Here is a 19,705-nt window from a genome sequence, read left to right on the forward strand (position 1 = left end):
ATCTCTAACCGCTTGAACGTACAAAGTCGCGGTCTAGACGTTGCGGTACGTAACGCCAACGACGGTATCTCAATCGCACAAACCGCAGAAGGTGCGATGAACGAGACCACCAACATCCTACAACGTATGCGTGACCTATCTCTACAATCAGCGAACGGCTCAAACTCAAAATCAGAGCGCGTGGCGATTCAAGAAGAAGTGACAGCATTGAACGACGAGCTAAACCGTATCGCAGAAACGACGTCTTTTGGTGGTAACAAACTGCTCAACGGTACTTACGGCACGAAAGCAATGCAAATTGGTGCGGATAACGGTGAAGCGGTCATGCTGTCACTCAAAGACATGCGCTCTGACAACGTGATGATGGGCGGCGTGAGCTACCAAGCTGAAGAAGGCAAAGACAAGAACTGGAATGTGGCCGCAGGCGACAACGACTTGACGATTGCACTGACAGACAGCTTTGGTAACGAGCAAGAGATCGAAATCAACGCGAAAGCGGGTGATGACATCGAAGAGCTAGCGACGTACATCAACGGTCAAACTGACCTTGTAAAAGCGTCAGTGGGTGAAGGCGGCAAGCTACAGATCTTTGCTGGTAACAACAAAGTTCAAGGTGAAATTGCTTTCTCAGGTAGCCTAGCTGGTGAACTTGGCCTAGGCGAAGGCAAAAACGTCACGGTAGACACGATTGACGTAACAACCGTACAAGGTGCGCAAGAGTCGGTAGCGATTGTGGATGCGGCACTGAAATACGTAGACAGCCACCGTGCAGAGCTGGGTGCATTCCAGAACCGTTTCAACCATGCAATCAGCAACTTGGACAACATCAACGAGAACGTGAACGCGTCGAAGAGCCGAATCAAAGATACCGACTTCGCGAAAGAAACGACTCAGTTGACCAAGACACAAATTCTATCGCAAGCATCAAGTTCAATTCTTGCGCAAGCGAAACAAGCGCCAAACTCAGCGCTAAGTCTACTAGGCTAATCGCCTTAACCAGACAGAAACCTCATTGGCTCGTGGTGAGAGATGAGCGAGTAAAGCCTGACTTCGGTCAGGCTTTTTTTATGCGCTATTATTTAGGGAGAAGTCACACTTTTTAACCCAACCAAAGAAATATTCAAAAAAACGAAAAATTCTCCTAAAGGTATTCTTTTGGTGGCCGTTAAAGGACTGAGAGAAATGAGATGTACCAAAGTGAGGTGAGAGACACGATGGTGCATCAGCAAAAGCCTAAGGAGATCATTTATGGCTATCAATGTAAACACTAACGTGTCAGCAATGACCGCACAGCGTTACCTAAACCAGGCCGCTGAAGGTCAACAAAAATCAATGGAGCGTTTGTCTTCGGGCTATAAAATCAATAGCGCGAAAGATGATGCTGCAGGTCTACAAATTTCTAACCGTTTGAACTCGCAAAGCCGTGGTTTAGACATGGCGGTTAAAAATGCCAACGATGGTATCTCTATTGCACAGACTGCTGAAGGTGCAATGACAGAGACTACCAACATCCTACAACGTATGCGTGACCTTGCCTTGCAATCGTCTAACGGTTCGAACTCGCGTTCTGAGCGCGTGGCGATTCAAGAAGAAGTGTCAGCGTTGAACCAAGAACTTAACCGTATCGCAGAGACAACCTCTTTTGGTGGTAACAAACTCCTTAACGGTACGTACGGTTCTCAGTCTTTCCAAATCGGTGCTGACTCTGGTGAAGCTGTGATGCTTTCTATGGGTAACCTTCGTTCAGATACTGATGCGATGGGTGGCATGAGCTACAAATCTGAAGAAGGCGTAGGCGCAGATTGGCGCGTAAGCGACAACACTGACTTCACGATGTCTTATGTGAATAAGCAAGGTGAAGAAAAAGAGATCACAGTCAACGCCAAAGCGGGTGACGATCTTGAAGAACTGGCGACTTACATCAACGGTCAAAACGATGATGTGAAAGCGTCGGTCGGTGAAGGCGGCAAACTGCAGTTATTCGCTTCTAACCAACGTGTAGAAGGTGAAGTGGAATTCGGTGGTGGTCTAGCGTCTGAGTTGAACATCGGTGATGGCACCAAAACCAACGTGAGCAACATTGACGTAACGACGGTAGCGGGCTCTCAAGAAGCCGTATCGATCATTGATGGCGCATTGAAATCGGTAGACAGTGAGCGTGCCTCACTAGGTGCATTCCAAAACCGTTTCAATCATGCAATCAGCAACTTAAGCAACATCAATGAAAACGTAAACGCTTCGAGCAGCCGTATCAAAGATACTGACTACGCGAAAGAAACGACTCAGATGACTAAGACGCAAATTCTGCAGCAGGCGAGTACTTCTATCCTGGCGCAGGCGAAGCAGTCACCATCTGCAGCTCTTAGCTTGTTGGGCTAATACAGCGGCGTGAGCTTAGCTGTACGGTAGTTTACTACTCATAGCTCATAGAGGTGGAAGGGAGATTGTTATGGAAATACCATCCTACACATCGAACATCCAGCCTTACGGCTTGCAAAGTGGCACGAAAGTTGCTTACGAAAGAAGCGGTGGCGTGCCTAGTGTATCAGTCGAAAAAGGCAACCCTTCATCGGAAACGGTGAAAAAGAACGACGTGAATCTAACGGTTGAAGCGGCAGTCAAAATGGCGCAAGCTCGTCAGGAGCTCAACCGAGAAGAGAAACTGAGAATGGTGGAAAAGATGAATGAATTTATCTCTTCCATCAATAAAGGGTTATCTTTTAGAGTAGATGAAGAGTCTGGGAGAGATGTCGTGACGATTTATGAAGCCAAAACAGGTGACATTATTCGTCAGATCCCAGATGAAGATATGCTGGATGTATTTAGACGCTTAGCCGCACAAGCTACCAGTTCTGGTTTGCTGGTAGATAAAGTGTAAGTCGTGATTGAGGTGATTTGATGAGTTTAGGCCCCTTGGGGATGTCTGGTGGCATGGATATCAACTCCATGGTCAGCAAAGTTGTCGATGCAGAGCGCGTACCAAAGCAGCAACGCATTGACAATGAGCGGGCCAGGATTGATAGCAGCATCAGCGCCTATGGTCGACTCAGAGAATCGCTGGATACGATGAAAAATATGATGGCGATCTTTCGTCAGGAGAAGGCTTTCGCGGTGCGAAAAGTCGATACGACTGACGAGAGTGTCGTCTCAGCCACTGCAACTACCGATGCCATTGCAGGTAAATATGCCATCGATGTGTTGCAGCTTGCACAGAGCCACAAGGTTGCGTCGGATGTTTTAGCTGAAGACGCTCAATTTGGCCCCGGCAAGCTGCAGATTTCACTTGGTGATAAATCGTTTGAAGTCGACGTCAGCAAAGACTCTAAGCTGGTTGATGTCGTTAAAGGGATTAACGGAGCAAGTAAAAACCTTGGAGTCCGAGCCTCCATCATCAATGATGTCGAAGGCCCCCGCCTTATCGTCGCCTCGACGGTGTCAGGCAAAGAAAATCAAATCCGAATTCATGTGGATGCGGAACGTGGTGATCCACTCAAAAAACTCGAATACAAAACCCTCGAAGACCGAGTCAAAGCACTCGAGCAAGCTCGCCTTACCGCAGAAGAAGTAATCAACGAAGGCAAACCGGAACAGTCGGCAGAGACGGATGGTGTCCCGTCAGAGGAAGGCGGGGAAGCTCAAGTTGATGCACAAGGTAATCCGATTGACGCTGCATCTGATAGCGGTGATTCTCAACTAACCAGCGATAGCGCTCTGGCAGAAGACGGTTCTCCTGTTGCTGAAGAAGAATCGAACAACAGTTTTGGTACTGCCGCCGCACAAGCCGCTCAGCAAGCATTAGATGAAGCGAGCCAAGCTGCTGGTTTAATGCCAGAAGATAATATTGCGGGGTGGTCAGAAACCGCCTCTGGTACTTTGCTGGATTCATATTATCGTCCAGAGTTGGAGCTTGATGAAGCTGCGATTGAAAAAGCACCAGATATTCCTGGTTGGACGAATACCGCCTCAGGCACATTAACCGATTCCTATGAAACGGTGAAAGAGGCCAAAGCGAAATTTGAAGCCGAACAAGCACGAATTGAACAAGAACTCGCGGAAGAAAAAGCGCAAATTGAGGCAACGCTAGCACAAGAAAAAGCGGCGTTGGATGAAAAAGTGGCCAAAGGTGAGCTCACCGAAGAACAGGCAAAACAAATTCAGCGCGCGAAACTAGAACCTCAGGAGCGTGAGCGCCTAGAGCGTATCGACCAAGCGAATGAACAACTCAAGCAAGCACAAGAGTCTTTTGATACCTATAGCGGCATGACGGAAGTTCAACAAGGGCAAGATGCGATGGTGGTGTTGGATGGTGTTGCTCAGCTATCGAGTAACAACAACATTATCGAAGACGCCATCGAAGGGGTCGATCTCGCGCTCAAAGGGGTCACGCCCAAGAATAAAGCGCCTGCTGAAATAGGTGTTGAGTACGATAGACGAAGAGTTCGCGACGATATTGAAACGTTTGTCGCCGCTTACAATCAGTTTTATCAGACGTCGAAAGCGTTGTCGGGTGTCGATCCTGCAACGGGACAAAAAGGGCCTTTAGCAGGGGACAGTACAGTAAGAAATGCCGACTCTCGTTTAAAGAGTGTTTTCTCGACTCGAATAGAGAAAGCGCCAGAAAACCTAAAATCACTCACAGAATTTGGTATTACCACCACTCGACAAGGTACGTTGGAAATCAACTACGACATGCTTGATCGTCAGTTGAATAACAATTTTAACCGCTTAGAAGAGTTCTTTGGTGGTAATACGGGGTTCGCGAAGCGTGTTGAGGATGCCATTCACGGTATCACCGGGGTGACAGGATCGATACGTACTCGAGAAAAAAGTTTATCAGAGCAAACTTATCGCCTAGTGGATGAGCAGGCGGCATTGGATCGCCGCATGGGCAGCTTAGAGCAGCGCACTCACTCGAAGTTTACTGCCATGCAAGACGCCACCAGCAAAATGCAGGGGCAGTTGGGTGCGTTAATGAACGCATTAGGGTGATAACAAATGGCTTCACTCGAGCAGTTACGTGATCTTGATCAGTTAATTTCTCAAGAATTAGAAAAAAGCGAAATAAATGCTGAAGAATTGGTGCGCTTGGTCGATAACAGGGAACAGTTATTGCAAATCCTTCTGCAGATGTTGGCGCAACAGCCACACTTAAAGCAGGAAGAAGAGTGGCAATTAATGCTCACTCGAACAAAAGCACTATTTGAGCGAATGCAGTCGCAGACCAGTTTAGTTAGCCTTCAACTACAAAAATTGAGGCATGGTCAGCGTTCGCTCCAACAATACAAAAAGTTTACGTAAAAGAGGATTATTATGCGCGGTTCATTACAGGCTTATAAAAAAGTGTCAGTGGATAGCCAACTCAGTGCTGCGTCGCCGCATAAAGTCATTCAGATGCTGATGGCAGGGGCGATTGAGCGTCTGATTCAAGGCAAAGCAGCGATGCAAGCAGGTAACATTCCAGTGAAAGGTGAACGTCTTGGCAAAGCGTTGGACATCATCATTGCATTGCGTAGCTGTCTATCGATGGATGACGGTGGTGATATTGCACGTAACCTCGATCAGCTTTACGAATTCATGATCACGCAGATCTCTGGGGCGAACCACAAAAATGACCCTACAATGATTGATGATGTGATCGACATTATCCGTGAGATCAAATCGGCATGGGATCAAATCCCCAACGAGTACCACAATCTCACCGCGGCTGATATTGGTATGTAATTCGATAACCAATCTTTTAACCGAGCTCACACCTCCTAATTGCTTGGTTGCCTTATTTTTTTATTCAAATAAAATAGAAGCCATTAGTAGCCCTGATGGCTTTTTTGTTGCTGATTTTCCTGTTTTGTCTATCGTTAATTGAGTGTTCTATCACCAATAGAGCACCTTAGTTTCGCATATCAAGGTTTGGCCGCAACACATCATAAAACAAAGGCAATAATCGGTACTTATGCAAAGTTTGGCAAAGCTGCTTGTAATAGAAGACGATGAAGCGAATCGTCTGAACTTACGCAATATACTGGAGTTCGTTGGAGAGAGTTGTGAAGCTCTTCGATCAGATCAGATAGACGGTGTTGACTGGTCTAAAATGTGGTCTGGTGTGATTGTTGGTTTGGTCAACGGTCAAAACGCCGCTCATGTGATGGCGAAGCTCAATGCTGCGCATCATATTCCTTTACTCGTTTTGGGCGATTTTGTCGGTCCAGTAGAGCACTTACCGAATTTGGTAGGAGAACTCGAGTTTCCACTTAATTATCCTCAGTTGAGCGAAGCACTCAGGCATTGTAAAGAGTTTCTTGGCCGTAAAGGCGTCAATGTTTTAGCATCTTCTCGTAAAAATACGCTTTTCCGCAGTTTGGTTGGACAAAGTCTTGGGGTTCAAGAAGTGCGTCATTTGATCGAACAGGTGGCGGTCACGGAAGCCAATGTACTGATTTTAGGTGAGTCCGGTACGGGTAAAGAGGTGGTTGCGCGTAATGTTCATTATCACTCGACACGTCGCAATGGCCCTTTTGTGCCAATCAACTGTGGTGCCATTCCGCCAGATCTGCTCGAAAGTGAGTTGTTTGGCCATGAAAAAGGGGCATTTACCGGTGCGTTAACCACGCGTAAAGGCCGTTTTGAGTTGGCAGAAGGTGGCACCCTTTTCTTGGATGAAATTGGCGACATGCCAATGGCGATGCAGGTCAAGCTACTTCGCGTGCTTCAAGAGCGTTGCTTTGAGCGTGTCGGTGGCAACACCACGATTAAAGCCAATGTTCGCATTATTGCGGCCACACATCGCAATTTGGAAACCATGATCGACGACGAAAAGTTCCGCGAAGACCTTTTTTATCGTCTCAATGTTTTTCCGATTGAGATGCCAGCGCTGAAAGAGCGCAAAGAGGACATTCCACTGTTACTTCAAGAGTTAATGACTCGTCTACAAGCCGAAGGTGGACAACCGATTTGTTTCACTCCTCGCGCGATAAACTCTTTAATGGAACATGACTGGCCCGGTAATGTGCGTGAGTTGGCAAACCTCGTTGAGCGGATGGTGATTCTCTATCCAAATAGTTTGGTGGATGTTAATCATTTGCCGACCAAATATCGTTACAGTGATATCCCAGAGTTCCAGCCAGAAACGTCTTCTTTTAACTCGATTGAAGACCAAGAACGTGATGTGCTGGAAGATATTTTTTCAGAGAGTTTTGATCTTTCGGTAAAAAATCCCTTTGATGACCATTTTGATGCGCCTCAGTCTTTGCCACCAGAAGGCGTAAACCTCAAAGAGCTGTTGGCTGATCTTGAAGTTAATATGATTAACCAAGCGCTGGAAGCACAAGGTGGTGTGGTGGCTCGTGCCGCTGATATGTTGGGAATGCGCCGCACCACATTGGTTGAGAAAATGCGTAAATACAATATGCAACGTTAGAAAATAATTTCAGCGTCAACTTATTGTCAATTACCTAAAATATTGATAATAAACAAAAATAGCCTGGCATGCATTTTGCGTGTTAGGCTATTCTAGTATTTGAGGCGAGATTTCGACAGCGCATGGATAATTTAACCAATCAATCCCACTTAGACTCGGTAGAAAGTCAGGTAGAACGTTACAAGCAAGTGCTTGATGTGATGCCTGCGGGAGTGATTTTGCTTGATACTCAAGGGGTGGTGCGAGAAGCCAATCCAGAAGCGCATCGAATTCTAGAAGTGCCCTTGGTGAACGAGCGCTGGTTTTCGGTGATCCAAGCTGCGTTCGATCCGCGTGAAGATGATGGTCATGAAGTGTCTCTGCGTAATGGTCGAAAAGTACGCTTAGCCATTTCTGCTTCTGCGACAGGTCAACTCATTTTGATCACCGACCTGACCGAGACGCGCTTGTTGCAATCTCGTGTGAGTGATTTACAGCGGTTATCTTCGTTAGGACGCATGGTCGCGTCTTTGGCGCATCAAGTTCGAACCCCGCTCTCTAGTGCGATGCTTTACGCCTCAAACCTTTCTGCTCCTAACCTGCCTAATACAACGCGAGAGCGCTTTCAATCAAAGCTGATGGACCGCCTGCAGGATTTGGAAAAGCAAGTCAATGACATGCTGCTGTTCGCAAAAGGTGGTGATAACAAGGTGATCAAACCGTTCACTATTTCGCAATTGGTGGGTGAATATCAGCCAATGGTGGAAACGGCCTTAAAGAGTAATTTGATTGATTACTGCCAAGAAGTAGAAGAAGAACAGACCGTTATTTTGGGCAACGCCAACGCAATCGCCTCTGCCCTGAGTAACTTAGTGATGAATGCGATCCAAATTGCCGGAAAAGAAGCGCAAATTGATGTTTTCTTTCGCCCAGTCAATGGTGAACTGCGTATTTCCGTGCAAGATAGTGGTCCTGGGGTGCCAAAAGAATTGCAGAACAAGATCATGGAACCCTTTTTTACGACACGCTCACAAGGTACTGGCTTAGGTCTGGCTGTGGTACAAATGGTCTGTCGCGCTCATGAAGGGCGACTAGAATTATTATCGGAAGAGGGAGACGGTGCTTGCTTCACTATGTGTATCCCTCTGGAAAGAACTCAGTCTGCTGCGGCAGAATGAGCGCGTAACAACACTGGAGAATTGAAATGGCTCAAAGCAAAGTGTTAATCGTAGAAGACGATGAAGGTCTACGCGAAGCGCTAGTCGATACATTGGCATTAGCAGGTTATGAATGGCTAGAAGCGGATTGCGCAGAAGATGCTTTGGTGAAGTTAAAAGCAAACCCGGTGGATATCGTTGTTTCTGACGTACAGATGGCGGGCATGGGGGGCATAGCACTGCTGCGTAGCATCAAACAAAACTGGCCCAATTTACCCGTGTTGTTGATGACCGCTTACGCCAACATCGAAGACGCCGTGTCGGCGATGAAAGAAGGAGCCATCGACTACATGGCTAAGCCTTTTGCGCCAGAAGTCTTGCTCAATATGGTCAGCCGTTACGCTCCGGTCAAATCAGACGATAACGGTGATGCGGTGGTCGCTGATGAAAAAAGCCTAAGGCTATTGGCGTTGGCAGATAAAGTCGCGCGCACCGATGCTAATGTGATGGTGCTTGGCCCGAGTGGTTCGGGCAAAGAAGTGCTATCACGTTACATTCACAATGCTTCTCCGCGCAAAGACGGACCTTTCATTGCCATTAACTGTGCCGCCATTCCAGACAATATGTTGGAAGCAACGCTATTTGGTTATGAGAAAGGCGCGTTTACCGGGGCAGTTCAAGCTTGCCCGGGTAAATTTGAACAAGCGCAAGGTGGTACCATTTTGCTTGATGAAATCAGCGAAATGGATTTGAACCTACAAGCGAAACTATTGCGTGTTTTGCAAGAGCGTGAAGTAGAGCGCTTGGGTAGTCGTAAAAGCATTAAGCTTGATGTTCGCGTATTGGCCACCAGTAACCGTGACTTAAAGCAGTATGTGGCTGCTGGTAACTTCCGTGAAGACTTGTACTATCGTTTGAATGTTTTCCCAATTACTTGGCCATCACTGTGTGATCGCAAAGGTGATATCACCCCGCTAGCGAAACACCTCGCTGAGCGCCACTGCATTAAGCAGGGGATTCCAGTGCCTCATTTCTCACCAAGCGCGTTGGAAAAATTGTTGCAATACGCTTGGCCTGGCAACGTACGTGAGTTAGACAACGTAGTGCAGCGAGCGCTGATTTTAAGTGAAAACAGCCATATCTCCCATGAGCACATTTTGCTTGAAGGTGTCGATTGGCAAGATGCGGATAGCTTGCAATCAGTGGTTCAGCAACACGATTATGTTGCACCCGATGTCAAGCCGGTTGCAGAAGTAGGCTCGGAACCCGACGCTATGATTCGTGGCCTTTCTGCTGGAGATAGCTTAGGCAGTGAGCTGCGTGATCAAGAGTACGCTATTATTTTGGAAACGCTGATCGAATGCCAAGGTCGTCGTAAAGAGATGGCGGATAAACTGGGCATTAGTCCAAGAACCTTGCGTTATAAACTGGCTAAGATGCGCGATGCTGGTATCGAGATCCCGGGATAAGCTTTGGGGTCTTGGTCAGTTTGCCGGAGTCAGGTAAACTGGCCAGCCATTATTAGCAATATGGCATGTTAATTGCTGTGTCAATTATACAGCAAGGCAGTTAGTCAAACTTTTGGCTTAGAGGTAACGATGAGAATTGATGGATTAAACGGCGAAATGCGCGCCATGATGCTTGAAGCAACCAATGCGACGGCACCTGCAACCGGAGCCAAAGTCAGTGCCGATTTTAGCGCACTGCTGAATCAAGCCATCAATAACGTTAACTCACTGCAAAAGACCTCTGGCGATTTGCAAACGCGTTTTGACCGCGGCGATGCGGACGTGTCTCTATCAGATGTGATGATTGCCAGAAACAAATCCAGCGTTGCATTTGAAGCCACGGTACAGGTTAGGAATAAACTGGTCGAGGCATACAAAGACCTTATGAACATGCCAGTCTAACGTAGGTAGTAAACTGTGGCTGAACAAAATAAATCAACCGATCTCGCACTGACAGATGATGGCTCAAGTAAAGCATTAGCCATGCATTCTGACATGGACATGGATGGCCAAAATCCGGATTTGGATGAACGTAGCTCATCTAAATTCGATATGGCGGTAGGTGATTTAGACTTATTGCGACAGGTGGTGCTTGTCCTATCGATTTCGATCTGTGTCGCCTTGATCGTGATGCTCTTTTTCTGGGTTAAAGAACCAGAGATGCGTCCTCTCGGCGTGTTTGAAACCGAAGAACTGATTCCAGTTCTTGATCATCTCGATCAGCAAAAAATCAACTACAAGTTAGATGGCAACACCATTCTGGTCGAAACCAGCGAGTTCAATTCCATCAAGTTGGACATGGTACGCTCTGGCCTGAATCAAAGCACTCAAGCAGGCGATGATATCTTACTGCAAGATATGGGGTTCGGTGTTTCTCAGCGCTTAGAACAAGAACGTTTGAAGCTCAGCCGTGAAAGACAGTTGGCCAAAGCGATAGAAGAAATGAAGCAAGTGCGCAAAGCCAAAGTGCTTCTCGCGTTACCAAAACAGAGTGTGTTTGTACGTCACAACCAAGAAGCGTCTGCTTCGGTTTTCCTAACGCTGGCTTCAGGTGCCAATCTCAAGCAACAAGAAGTGGATTCGATTGTCGATATGGTGGCCAGTGCGGTTCCAGGGATGAAGACCTCGCGTGTGACCGTCACTGATCAACATGGCCGCTTGCTCAATTCTGGCTCTCAGGACCCCGTTTCAGCCGCTCGCCGTAAAGAGCAAGAGTTGGAGCGCAATCAAGAACAAGCGCTGCGTGAAAAAATCGACTCTGTGTTGATCCCGATTTTGGGCTTCGGTAACTATACTGCCCAAGTCGATATCGAGATGGATTTTAGTGCGGTTGAGCAAACGCGTAAGCAGTTTGACCCTAACACTCCAGCGACCCGAAGCGAATACGCACTTGAAGATTACAACAATGGCAATATGGTGGCAGGGGTCCCCGGCGCGCTGAGTAATCAACCACCCGCCGATGCGTCAATTCCACAAGATGTTGCCCAAATGAAAGATGGTTCGGTGCTCGGTCAAGGGTCGGTGCGCAAAGAGTCAACACGTAACTTTGAGCTAGATACCACCATCAGCCACGAACGTAAGCAGACTGGAGTGATAAACCGTCAAACTGTCGCGGTCGCCATTAAAGATCGCGCCACCATCAATCCTGATACAGGTGATGTGACGTATACACCTCGCAGCGAGGCGGAAATTAACGCGATTCGCCAAGTGCTTGTCGGTACCGTCGGCTTTAGTGAAAATCGCGGTGACTTGCTCAACGTATTAAGTATGCCCTTTGCTGAGCCAGAGCAAGAGCAGTTGGCGGATGTGCCGATTTGGGAGCATCCGAATTTCAATGATTGGATTCGTTGGTTTGCGAGTGCATTGGTCATCATCGTTGTGGTTCTTGTACTCATCCGTCCTGCAATGAAGAAACTGCTCAACCCTGCGGGTGACGACGATGACGAAATGTACGGGCCAGATGGCTTACCGATAGGTGCCGATGGTGAAACCAGCCTAATCGGTAGCGACATTGATGCAGGTGAGCTGTTTGAGTTTGGCTCTAGTATCGATCTCCCTAACCTTCACAAGGACGAAGATGTGCTGAAAGCGGTTCGTGCCCTCGTGGCAAATGAACCTGAACTGGCAGCACAAGTGGTCAAAAACTGGATGATAAATGGCTAACGAAATTGTAAATGGGAACGAAGACGGCTCGATGGATACACCAGAAATAGATATCAGCTCGATATCAGGTGAAGAAAAAGCAGCAATTTTGCTGCTAAGTTTAAACGAACAAGACGCCGCCGGCATTATCCGTCACTTAGAGCCAAAGCAGGTTCAGCGCGTGGGTAGTGCGATGGCGCGTGCCAAAGACCTTAGCCAAGACAAAGTCTCGGCAGTGCACCGTGCTTTCTTGGAAGACATTCAGAAGTACACCAACATCGGTATGGGCAGTGAAGACTTCATGCGTAATACCTTGATCGCGGCACTGGGTGCTGATAAAGCCAATAACTTGGTGGATCAGATCCTATTGGGTACGGGTTCGAAAGGTCTCGATTCGTTGAAATGGATGGACCCACGACAAGTGGCGAGCATCATTGTTAACGAACACCCACAAATTCAAACCATTGTATTGTCTTACTTAGAGGCGGATCAGTCTGCCGAGATCATCGCGCAATTCCCAGAGCGTGTACGTCTTGACTTGATGATGCGTATCGCCAACCTTGAGGAAGTTCAACCTTCAGCACTGGCTGAGTTGAACGAAATCATGGAGAAACAGTTTGCCGGCCAAGCGGGCGCGCAAGCAGCGAAAATTGGCGGCCTGAAGGCAGCAGCAGAAATCATGAACTACCTCGACAACAACGTCGAAGGTCTGTTGATGGAGCAGATTCGCGACCAAGACGAAGATTTGGCGACGCAAATCCAAGATCTCATGTTCGTATTCGAGAACCTTATCGAAGTGGACGATCAAGGTATCCAGAAATTGCTGCGTGACGTTCCACAAGATGTATTGCAGAAAGCCCTTAAAGGCGCCGATGATGGTCTTCGTGAGAAGATCTTCAAGAACATGTCGAAACGTGCCGCTGAGATGATGAAAGACGACATCGAAGCGATGCCACCAGTACGTGTTGCCGATGTGGAAGCGGCACAGAAAGAAATTCTGGCCATTGCCCGTCGCTTGGCTGACAGCGGAGAAATCATGCTGTCCGGTGGCGCAGACGAATTCTTGTAATAACAGACAAGCCCCGAGTTGGGGCTTTGTTTCCTTAAGAACAATGAAAACTCAATGACTGAGTTTTACATGTGACCATTCAGAGGTAACCGATCCATGGCTAACGAGAGAAAACGTGGTTTTATCCGCCCTGGTGAAGACGATGCCGTTCCACAACCTCAGCGTTGGGGATTGCCTGATTACGGCTCTGAGGTGAATAAGAAAGCCAAAGAGACGGCCTTTAACTACGATCCTGGCTGGATGCCGGATTTCGAACAACCGGAAGAAGAAGCTGTCCTTGAGTTAACCGAAGAGCAAATCGAACTGATTAAGCAAGGCGCTTATCAGGAAGGTTTGTTCCAAGGTCAAGAAGCGGGCTTTAAACAAGGTTTTGATAAAGGCAAAGAAGAAGGTTTTCAAGCCGGTCATGAAGAAGGCCTTGAGCAGGGCAAAAATGAAGGCATTGAGGCTGGAGAAGAACACATCAAGCAGCAGGTCGATACCTTTATTAATCTCGCTAACCAGTTTGCCCAGCCGTTAGAACTGATGAACAACCAAGTGGAAAAACAACTGGTGGATATGGTGTTGTGCTTGGTTAAAGAAGTGGTGCATGTCGAGGTGCAAACCAACCCGCAAGTGATCTTAGACACCGTGAAAGCCTCTGTTGAAAGTCTGCCTATTGCTGGGCATCCCATTACGCTGCGCCTCAATCCCGAAGATGTCGACATCATCCGCTCTGCTTATGGTGAGGATGATCTCAACTTCCGCAACTGGACCTTACTCAGTGAACCAGCCCTGAACCGTGGCGATGTACAAATCGAAGCGGGTGAGTCCAGCGTGAGCTACCGTATGGAAGAGCGCATCAAGCAAGTGATACAGAATTTCTGTGGTAAGAATCGTCACCACGGAGGTGAATGATGATCGCGCTAGCAGAGAGACTCAAAAGCTACAGAGTACAAGGCTTGGGCAGCCGTCCAGTCGCCTCAGGCAAACTGGTGCGTGTTGTCGGTTTGACGCTGGAAGCGACAGGCTGTCGAGCTCCCATCGGCAGTTTGTGTTTGGTGGAAACCATGACGGGCCAGATGGAAGCCGAAGTCGTCGGCTTTTCGGGAGACAATCTATTTCTGATGCCGAGCGAGCAAATCGGCGGCATTCTGCCCGGTGCTAAAGTGACGCCGTTAACCAGCGAAAGTGGTTTGCCCGTGGGCATGGAACTGCTTGGTCGTGTGATTGACGGTGTGGGCAACCCCTTGGATGGTTTAGGCCCAATTTACACCGAACATCGCGCTTCTTTTAATGCGGAACCGATCAACCCCCTTGCGCGCAAACCCATTACCGAGCCGCTCGATGTCGGCTTAAAAGCCATTAACGGTTTACTTACGGTGGGAAAAGGCCAACGTATCGGCCTGTTTGCGGGTTCTGGTGTGGGTAAATCGGTCACGCTAGGTATGATGACTCGTGGTACCACCGCCCAAGTGGTTGTGGTGGGATTGATTGGTGAACGTGGACGAGAAGTCAAAGAGTTCATCGAAGAAATTCTCGGTGAAGATGGACGCAAGCGTTCCGTCGTCGTCGCGGCGCCAGCGGATGCGTCGCCGCTTATGCGCTTGAAAGGTTGTCAGACGGCCCTCACCATTGCGGAATATTTCCGTGATCAAGGGCTCGATGTGTTGCTCCTGATGGATTCATTGACACGCTTTGCCCAAGCGCAGCGTGAAATTGCGCTGTCGGTCGGTGAACCGCCAGCTACCAAAGGTTATCCACCTTCGGTGTTTGCCAAATTGCCTGCGCTGGTGGAGCGCGCCGGTAATGGTGGCCCACAACAAGGCTCGATCACTGCATTCTTTACTGTTTTAACGGAAGGTGATGACCTTCAAGACCCGATTGCAGATGCGTCGCGAGCCATCTTGGATGGTCATATCGTCCTCTCGCGTGAAATGGCTGATGCGGGTCATTATCCAGCGATTGATGTTGAGAAGTCTGTAAGTCGAGTCATGCCACAAATCACCACCGAAGAGCATGTGTTAATGTCGAAAGCGGTGCGCCAAGTGTTGTCGATTTGTCGCAAAAACCAAGATTTGGTGTCGATTGGTGCTTATAAACCAGGTACCGATTCAGCTATCGACAGTGCTTTCACATTGAAGCCGAAGTTGGACGAATACTTGCAACAACGGATGAAAGAAACCGTGCCTTACGCCATGTGTGTCAACATGTTGAAGAACGTGCTTGGAGTGCAGTAATCGATGGAAAACGCAATGGACTTTCTGCTTGAGCAGACCAAAGAGAAAGAAAACCAAGCGGTGATGGCGCTGAATAAGGCGAAATCGGAGTTGGAAAGTTACTACGCTCAATTGGCTCAAATTGAAAAGTATCGCCTTGACTATTGCCAGCAGCTCGTCGAACGAGGGCAAAATGGTCTGACTGCCAGCCAGTTTGTTCATTTGCATCGATTCCTCGGTAAACTGGATGAAACGCTCTCTAAGCAAAAGCAAGCAGAAACACAATTTAAACAACAAGTTGAAAACTGTGAACATTATTGGCTAGAAGTGCGCAAGCAACGAAAATCCTACGAGTGGATGATTGAGAAAAAACAGCAAGAGAAACTCAAAGCAGAAGCAAAGCGAGAGCAGAAACAGATGGATGAGTTTTCAACCTTGCTCTATTCACGGCGCTAAATGAGAGAAGTGGCTTGCTTTTTGCAGGCTATTTTTTTAGCTCAATACCAAGGCTGGAAAGCGTTGGATTTTAACCCATTTTAGCGCGGCTAAGAGACTCGAATTATGAATGTGAATCTGCAACCCGTTTCCACGACAACAAAGACCACCAGTCAAAGTGACGAAAGTTTGGCTGCAACCGCCAAGGCCGACTCTACGGACTCCAAAGGTTTTTTGCAGACCCTTTCTGAAGTCTTCTCCTCTGGAAAAACGGAAGCGGACGGCAATGTATCAGCAAAAGCTTCGCAAGGCACTAAATTGGAAAGCACTAAAACGGGAGACACCAAAGAGGCGAGTACTCTTGGTGATGCCGTCGAAACCAGTGAGGCAAAGGTTAGCCCATCAGATAGCTCGGTTGATGAGGTACTAGAGCTTGAATCAGCAGCAGACCTCTCTGCGTCTCAGCGCGTGACCGAATCGAAATCAGACCAAGACTCTTCAGCAGTACTTGGTAGTGAAGATGACAAATCGGATCAATCGCTTAGTCGCCTAACGACACACAGTGATGTATTGAAAGGCGCTCCTGTTGCAGCAAAAGACACCGTGGTTCCAGGTGACAAGAGCAAGCAAGCGGTGATGCAGGAAGGCTCCAAAATACTGGGTCAGTTAGAACAGTCAAATGCGGCGCTCAAAGAAACCAGTGGCAAAGCGTTGCCACAAAACGCATCGCCAGACATTGAATCGAGCGCAGCCATTGCAGCAGCGGCGACTTCTGTGCAGCTACAACGTGATGTACTCGATGATGATCAAGCCTTGATTGCGGCCCAACAAGGGCAAAGCTTCTCCCACTATTCCGCGCATCTTGATCAACAGGCTGTTAGTCAAGCACAACCTATTGATGCTGCTCATCAAGCTCAAATCATCAATGCGCAAGTGGCCAAGACTGAATTGCCACAAGATTGGCGCGAGGTGATGCCGCAACCTCAGGCGGGTCACCTTGCTAATAGTGCGGCACTCGGCAAGGATGTTCAGCCAAGTGCTGATATGGATCCACAAGCGTTGCTTGCCAGCAGCGCCATGGGAGTCAATTCGGTTAAAAATAGTGCAGCGTCGTCAAGTGAAACACCGCAAGTGGTGTCACTTGAGTTGTTAGTGGTCATTGAGCAAAAATTAGCGGCGGCGCAACCTTTGAGCGCGCCTGAGCAAAAAATTCTCGATGGTTTGAAGTTGGGTCAAATGGTGGCGGATTTCCCCCCATCAGAATGGACGACAAGATTACCCGTTATCGCAGCCACCACTCAGGCGCAACTTACCCCTTCGGAAGGAGTGAGTGAACGACATGCCGCTATTGATTGGACATCGTCTCAATCTGCTCCGCCAAAGCATCAAGATAGCGCTGCTGCTAAAACGGCAGGCAGCGCAGCATTAGCGCAAGCGGTGCATACGGCACTGGCACAGCCAAACGCGGCCACAACTGTCCCATTGAATGCAGACAAAGCCGCCATCACTCTGCCTGAAGGCATGACGGCGAATACGATACCAACCGCATTTAATCCTGCAGTGTCTCCGGACGTGGCTAAATCTCAAGTGCAATCGATGCAGGCTGCATTAGCGGCGGCTGGCCTTGCCAGCAGCGTAAAAGGCTCATCGAAGCAAACAAGCACAGAGAACCAGGGGGCTCAACCAACGCCCTCTCTCTACAGTGCGCAGACAGTGACAGGACAAACGAGAGCAGAGAATGTTGCAGCACAACAGCCGCCAATGCCATTAACGCGAGAGTTAGCGAATGAGCAGGTGGCAGAAAAAGTGCAAATGATGATGTCGAAGAACCTCAAACAACTCGATATTCGTCTTGATCCTCCGGAGCTTGGCCGTATGCAAATTCGCATGGCAATGAACAATGATATCGCTAATGTGCACTTCACTGTCACCAACCCGCAAGCGCGCGAAATCATTGAACAGACATTGCCGAGACTGCGGGAAATGCTCGCCCAACAAGGAATGCAACTAGCCGATTCGTCGGTACAGCAGCAAGCGTCTGGCCAACAGCAGAGACAATACAGTGCAGATGGGCAAGGGAATGGACAACAAAGCAGCAGATTTGCCTCTTCAAATGAGGAAAACCTTGAGGCTGACGTTAAACTTGACTTAAATGTCACATCAAAGCGTGATGGAATCAGTTTTTACGCATAAAATACAAATTGTTAAGTTTGATAGGTAGAGCAGCTCATGGCAGAAGAAATGCAAAACGGTGAAGACGCACCAAAAGGGAAAAGTAAACTCCTCATCATTATCATTGCTGTTGTTGTTTTATTGGTTGGTGGCGGTGGCGCGGCCTTTTTCCTGATGGGCTCTGATCCTGCGGAAGAAGAAGCCACTGCACAAGTCGACGCAAAACCTGTTGAAGACCCGATTGCGTACGTTAATATTGCTCAGCCTTTTGTTTTCAATGTGACAGGCGACAATCGTAACCGCATGGTACAGATTAAAGTGCAGTTGATGGTCAGAGGAACTGAAAACGAGAACCTTGCTCGTTATCACTCTCCACTGATTGAAAGTTCCTTACTGTCTACCTTTGCTTCAGCAACGGTTGAGCAGTTGCGTTCACCCACTGGTCGAACGGAGCTACGCGACAAAGCCACAGATGACATTAAAGCAGCGCTGACGAAATCGGTAGGTCAGTCTGTGATTGAAAAAGTATTGTTTACCGACTTTGTAATCCAGTAGGTATAGCGTGACCGATCTATTAAGCCAAGACGAGATTGATGCGCTCCTTCATGGGGTGGATGATGTCGATGAGATAGATGAGCCGATAGATGATGATCTAGGCAGTGCCGTCAATTTCGACTTCTCTTCACAAGATAGGATTGTCCGTGGTCGCATGCCGACCTTGGAGTTAATCAACGAACGTTTTGCTCGCCATATGCGTATCAGTTTGTTCAACATGTTGAGAAAGACTGCCGAAGTCTCGATCAACGGTGTACAAATGATGAAATTTGGTGAATACCAAAACACGCTGTACGTACCCACCAGTTTGAACATGGTTCGCTTCAGACCATTAAAAGGCACCGCGTTGATCACCATGGAAGCGCGTTTGGTGTTTATTCTGGTAGAGAACTTTTTTGGTGGCGATGGTCGCTTCCACGCCAAAATTGAAGGTCGTGAATTTACCCCAACTGAGCGACGCATCATACAGCTTCTACTGAAAATCGTATTTGAAGATTACAAAGAAGCTTGGTCTCCGGTGATGGGGGTTGAGTTTGAGTATCTCGATTCGGAAGTGAACCCGAGTATGGCGAACATTGTTAGCCCAACGGAAGTGATTGTGGTGAGCTCGTTCCATATCGAAGTGGACGGCGGCGGTGGTGATTTCCATGTGGTCATGCCGTATTCCATGGTCGAGCCGATCCGCGAATTGCTTGATGCGGGTGTGCAATCGGACAAAATGGAAACGGACGTACGTTGGAGCTCTGCTCTGCGCGAAGAAATCATGGATTGCCCGGTGAATTTCCGAGTTAACTTGTTAGAGAAAAAAATCTCTTTGCGCGATCTGATGGAACTTCGTCCTGGAGACGTTATTCCTATAGAAATGCCTAAACATGCGGTGATGTTTGTCGAAGAATTGCCCACCTATCGTGTAAAGATGGGGCAATCTAACGAGAAGCTGGCTGTGCAAATTTCCGAAGAAATTGAACGCCCGCATGTGGTGAAAACCGATTTAACTTTCTTGGGCAAAGACATTATGTCTGAGCTAGAAAGTAACGACGATGATTAATACGCTCTGTATTGAGTAATATCTTTGT

General features: G+C 48.0%; 18 protein-coding genes. All 18 read left to right on the plus strand.

Features of this window, described 5'->3' with window-relative positions:
* Window positions 1-987: flagellin (locus LZU85_RS12150; protein ID WP_237287180.1), on the plus strand; the 987-nt coding region annotated here is incomplete at its 5' end.
* A 261-nt stretch (window positions 988-1,248) separates the two neighbouring features.
* Window positions 1,249-2,379 (plus strand): flagellin, encoded by a 1,131-nt coding sequence (locus LZU85_RS12155; RefSeq protein WP_176298727.1) that lies wholly within the window; start codon window positions 1,249-1,251, stop codon window positions 2,377-2,379.
* A gap of 70 nt (window positions 2,380-2,449) precedes the next feature.
* On the plus strand, window positions 2,450-2,878 hold the full coding sequence (flaG, locus tag LZU85_RS12160) for a flagellar protein FlaG (RefSeq protein ID WP_101957258.1): 429 nt from the start codon (window positions 2,450-2,452) through the stop codon (window positions 2,876-2,878).
* Between the two features lie 20 nt (window positions 2,879-2,898).
* Window positions 2,899-4,989, plus strand: coding sequence for a flagellar filament capping protein FliD (gene fliD, locus LZU85_RS12165; RefSeq protein WP_176298725.1), 2,091 nt, complete (start codon window positions 2,899-2,901; stop codon window positions 4,987-4,989).
* Between the two features lie 6 nt (window positions 4,990-4,995).
* Complete coding sequence (locus LZU85_RS12170; protein WP_176298724.1) at window positions 4,996-5,298, plus strand: flagellar protein FliT; 303 nt, start codon at window positions 4,996-4,998, stop codon at window positions 5,296-5,298.
* A 12-nt stretch (window positions 5,299-5,310) separates the two neighbouring features.
* Window positions 5,311-5,721 (plus strand): flagellar export chaperone FliS, encoded by a 411-nt coding sequence (gene fliS, locus LZU85_RS12175; protein WP_237287181.1) that lies wholly within the window; start codon window positions 5,311-5,313, stop codon window positions 5,719-5,721.
* A 229-nt stretch (window positions 5,722-5,950) separates the two neighbouring features.
* Window positions 5,951-7,414 carry a sigma-54 dependent transcriptional regulator gene (locus LZU85_RS12180; RefSeq protein ID WP_176298722.1) on the plus strand — a complete coding sequence of 488 codons (1,464 nt, stop codon included), beginning with the start codon at window positions 5,951-5,953 and terminating at the stop codon, window positions 7,412-7,414.
* A 122-nt stretch (window positions 7,415-7,536) separates the two neighbouring features.
* Entirely contained in the window at window positions 7,537-8,571 is a 1,035-nt protein-coding gene (locus LZU85_RS12185) for a sensor histidine kinase (protein ID WP_176298721.1), read from the plus strand.
* A gap of 26 nt (window positions 8,572-8,597) precedes the next feature.
* The gene (locus tag LZU85_RS12190) at window positions 8,598-10,019 is read left to right on the plus strand and encodes a sigma-54-dependent transcriptional regulator (RefSeq protein ID WP_237287182.1); all 1,422 of its coding nucleotides are present in this window, start codon (window positions 8,598-8,600) and stop codon (window positions 10,017-10,019) included.
* A gap of 129 nt (window positions 10,020-10,148) precedes the next feature.
* Window positions 10,149-10,460, plus strand: a complete 312-nt coding sequence (gene fliE / locus LZU85_RS12195) for a flagellar hook-basal body complex protein FliE (protein ID WP_176298719.1) — start codon at window positions 10,149-10,151, stop codon at window positions 10,458-10,460.
* 81 nt (window positions 10,461-10,541) lie between these two features.
* On the plus strand, window positions 10,542-12,221 hold the full coding sequence (gene fliF, locus LZU85_RS12200) for a flagellar basal-body MS-ring/collar protein FliF (RefSeq protein WP_255199161.1): 1,680 nt from the start codon (window positions 10,542-10,544) through the stop codon (window positions 12,219-12,221).
* Window positions 12,214-13,269, plus strand: a complete 1,056-nt coding sequence (gene fliG, locus LZU85_RS12205; RefSeq protein WP_176298717.1) for a flagellar motor switch protein FliG — start codon at window positions 12,214-12,216, stop codon at window positions 13,267-13,269. The genes fliF and fliG overlap by 8 nt, the downstream gene beginning before the upstream one ends.
* A 96-nt stretch (window positions 13,270-13,365) precedes the next feature.
* Window positions 13,366-14,166: a flagellar assembly protein FliH gene (fliH, locus tag LZU85_RS12210; protein WP_237287183.1), complete on the plus strand. Its 801-nt coding sequence runs from the start codon at window positions 13,366-13,368 to the stop codon at window positions 14,164-14,166.
* Entirely contained in the window at window positions 14,166-15,488 is a 1,323-nt protein-coding gene (gene fliI, locus LZU85_RS12215) for a flagellar protein export ATPase FliI (protein ID WP_176298715.1), read from the plus strand. Before fliH ends, fliI begins: the two co-directional genes overlap by 1 nt.
* Before the next feature lie 3 nt (window positions 15,489-15,491).
* Window positions 15,492-15,923 carry a flagellar export protein FliJ gene (gene fliJ, locus LZU85_RS12220; protein ID WP_176298714.1) on the plus strand — a complete coding sequence of 144 codons (432 nt, stop codon included), beginning with the start codon at window positions 15,492-15,494 and terminating at the stop codon, window positions 15,921-15,923.
* Between the two features lie 105 nt (window positions 15,924-16,028).
* Complete coding sequence (locus LZU85_RS12225) at window positions 16,029-18,095, plus strand: flagellar hook-length control protein FliK (RefSeq protein WP_237287184.1); 2,067 nt, start codon at window positions 16,029-16,031, stop codon at window positions 18,093-18,095.
* A gap of 36 nt (window positions 18,096-18,131) precedes the next feature.
* Window positions 18,132-18,629, plus strand: a complete 498-nt coding sequence (gene fliL / locus LZU85_RS12230) for a flagellar basal body-associated protein FliL (RefSeq protein WP_176298712.1) — start codon at window positions 18,132-18,134, stop codon at window positions 18,627-18,629.
* Between the two features lie 7 nt (window positions 18,630-18,636).
* Complete coding sequence (gene fliM / locus LZU85_RS12235) at window positions 18,637-19,677, plus strand: flagellar motor switch protein FliM (protein WP_176298711.1); 1,041 nt, start codon at window positions 18,637-18,639, stop codon at window positions 19,675-19,677.
* The last annotated feature ends 28 nt before the right edge of the window (window positions 19,678-19,705 follow it).

Source organism: Vibrio floridensis, from assembly GCF_021852965.1.
Taxonomy (GTDB): domain Bacteria; phylum Pseudomonadota; class Gammaproteobacteria; order Enterobacterales; family Vibrionaceae; genus Vibrio; species Vibrio floridensis.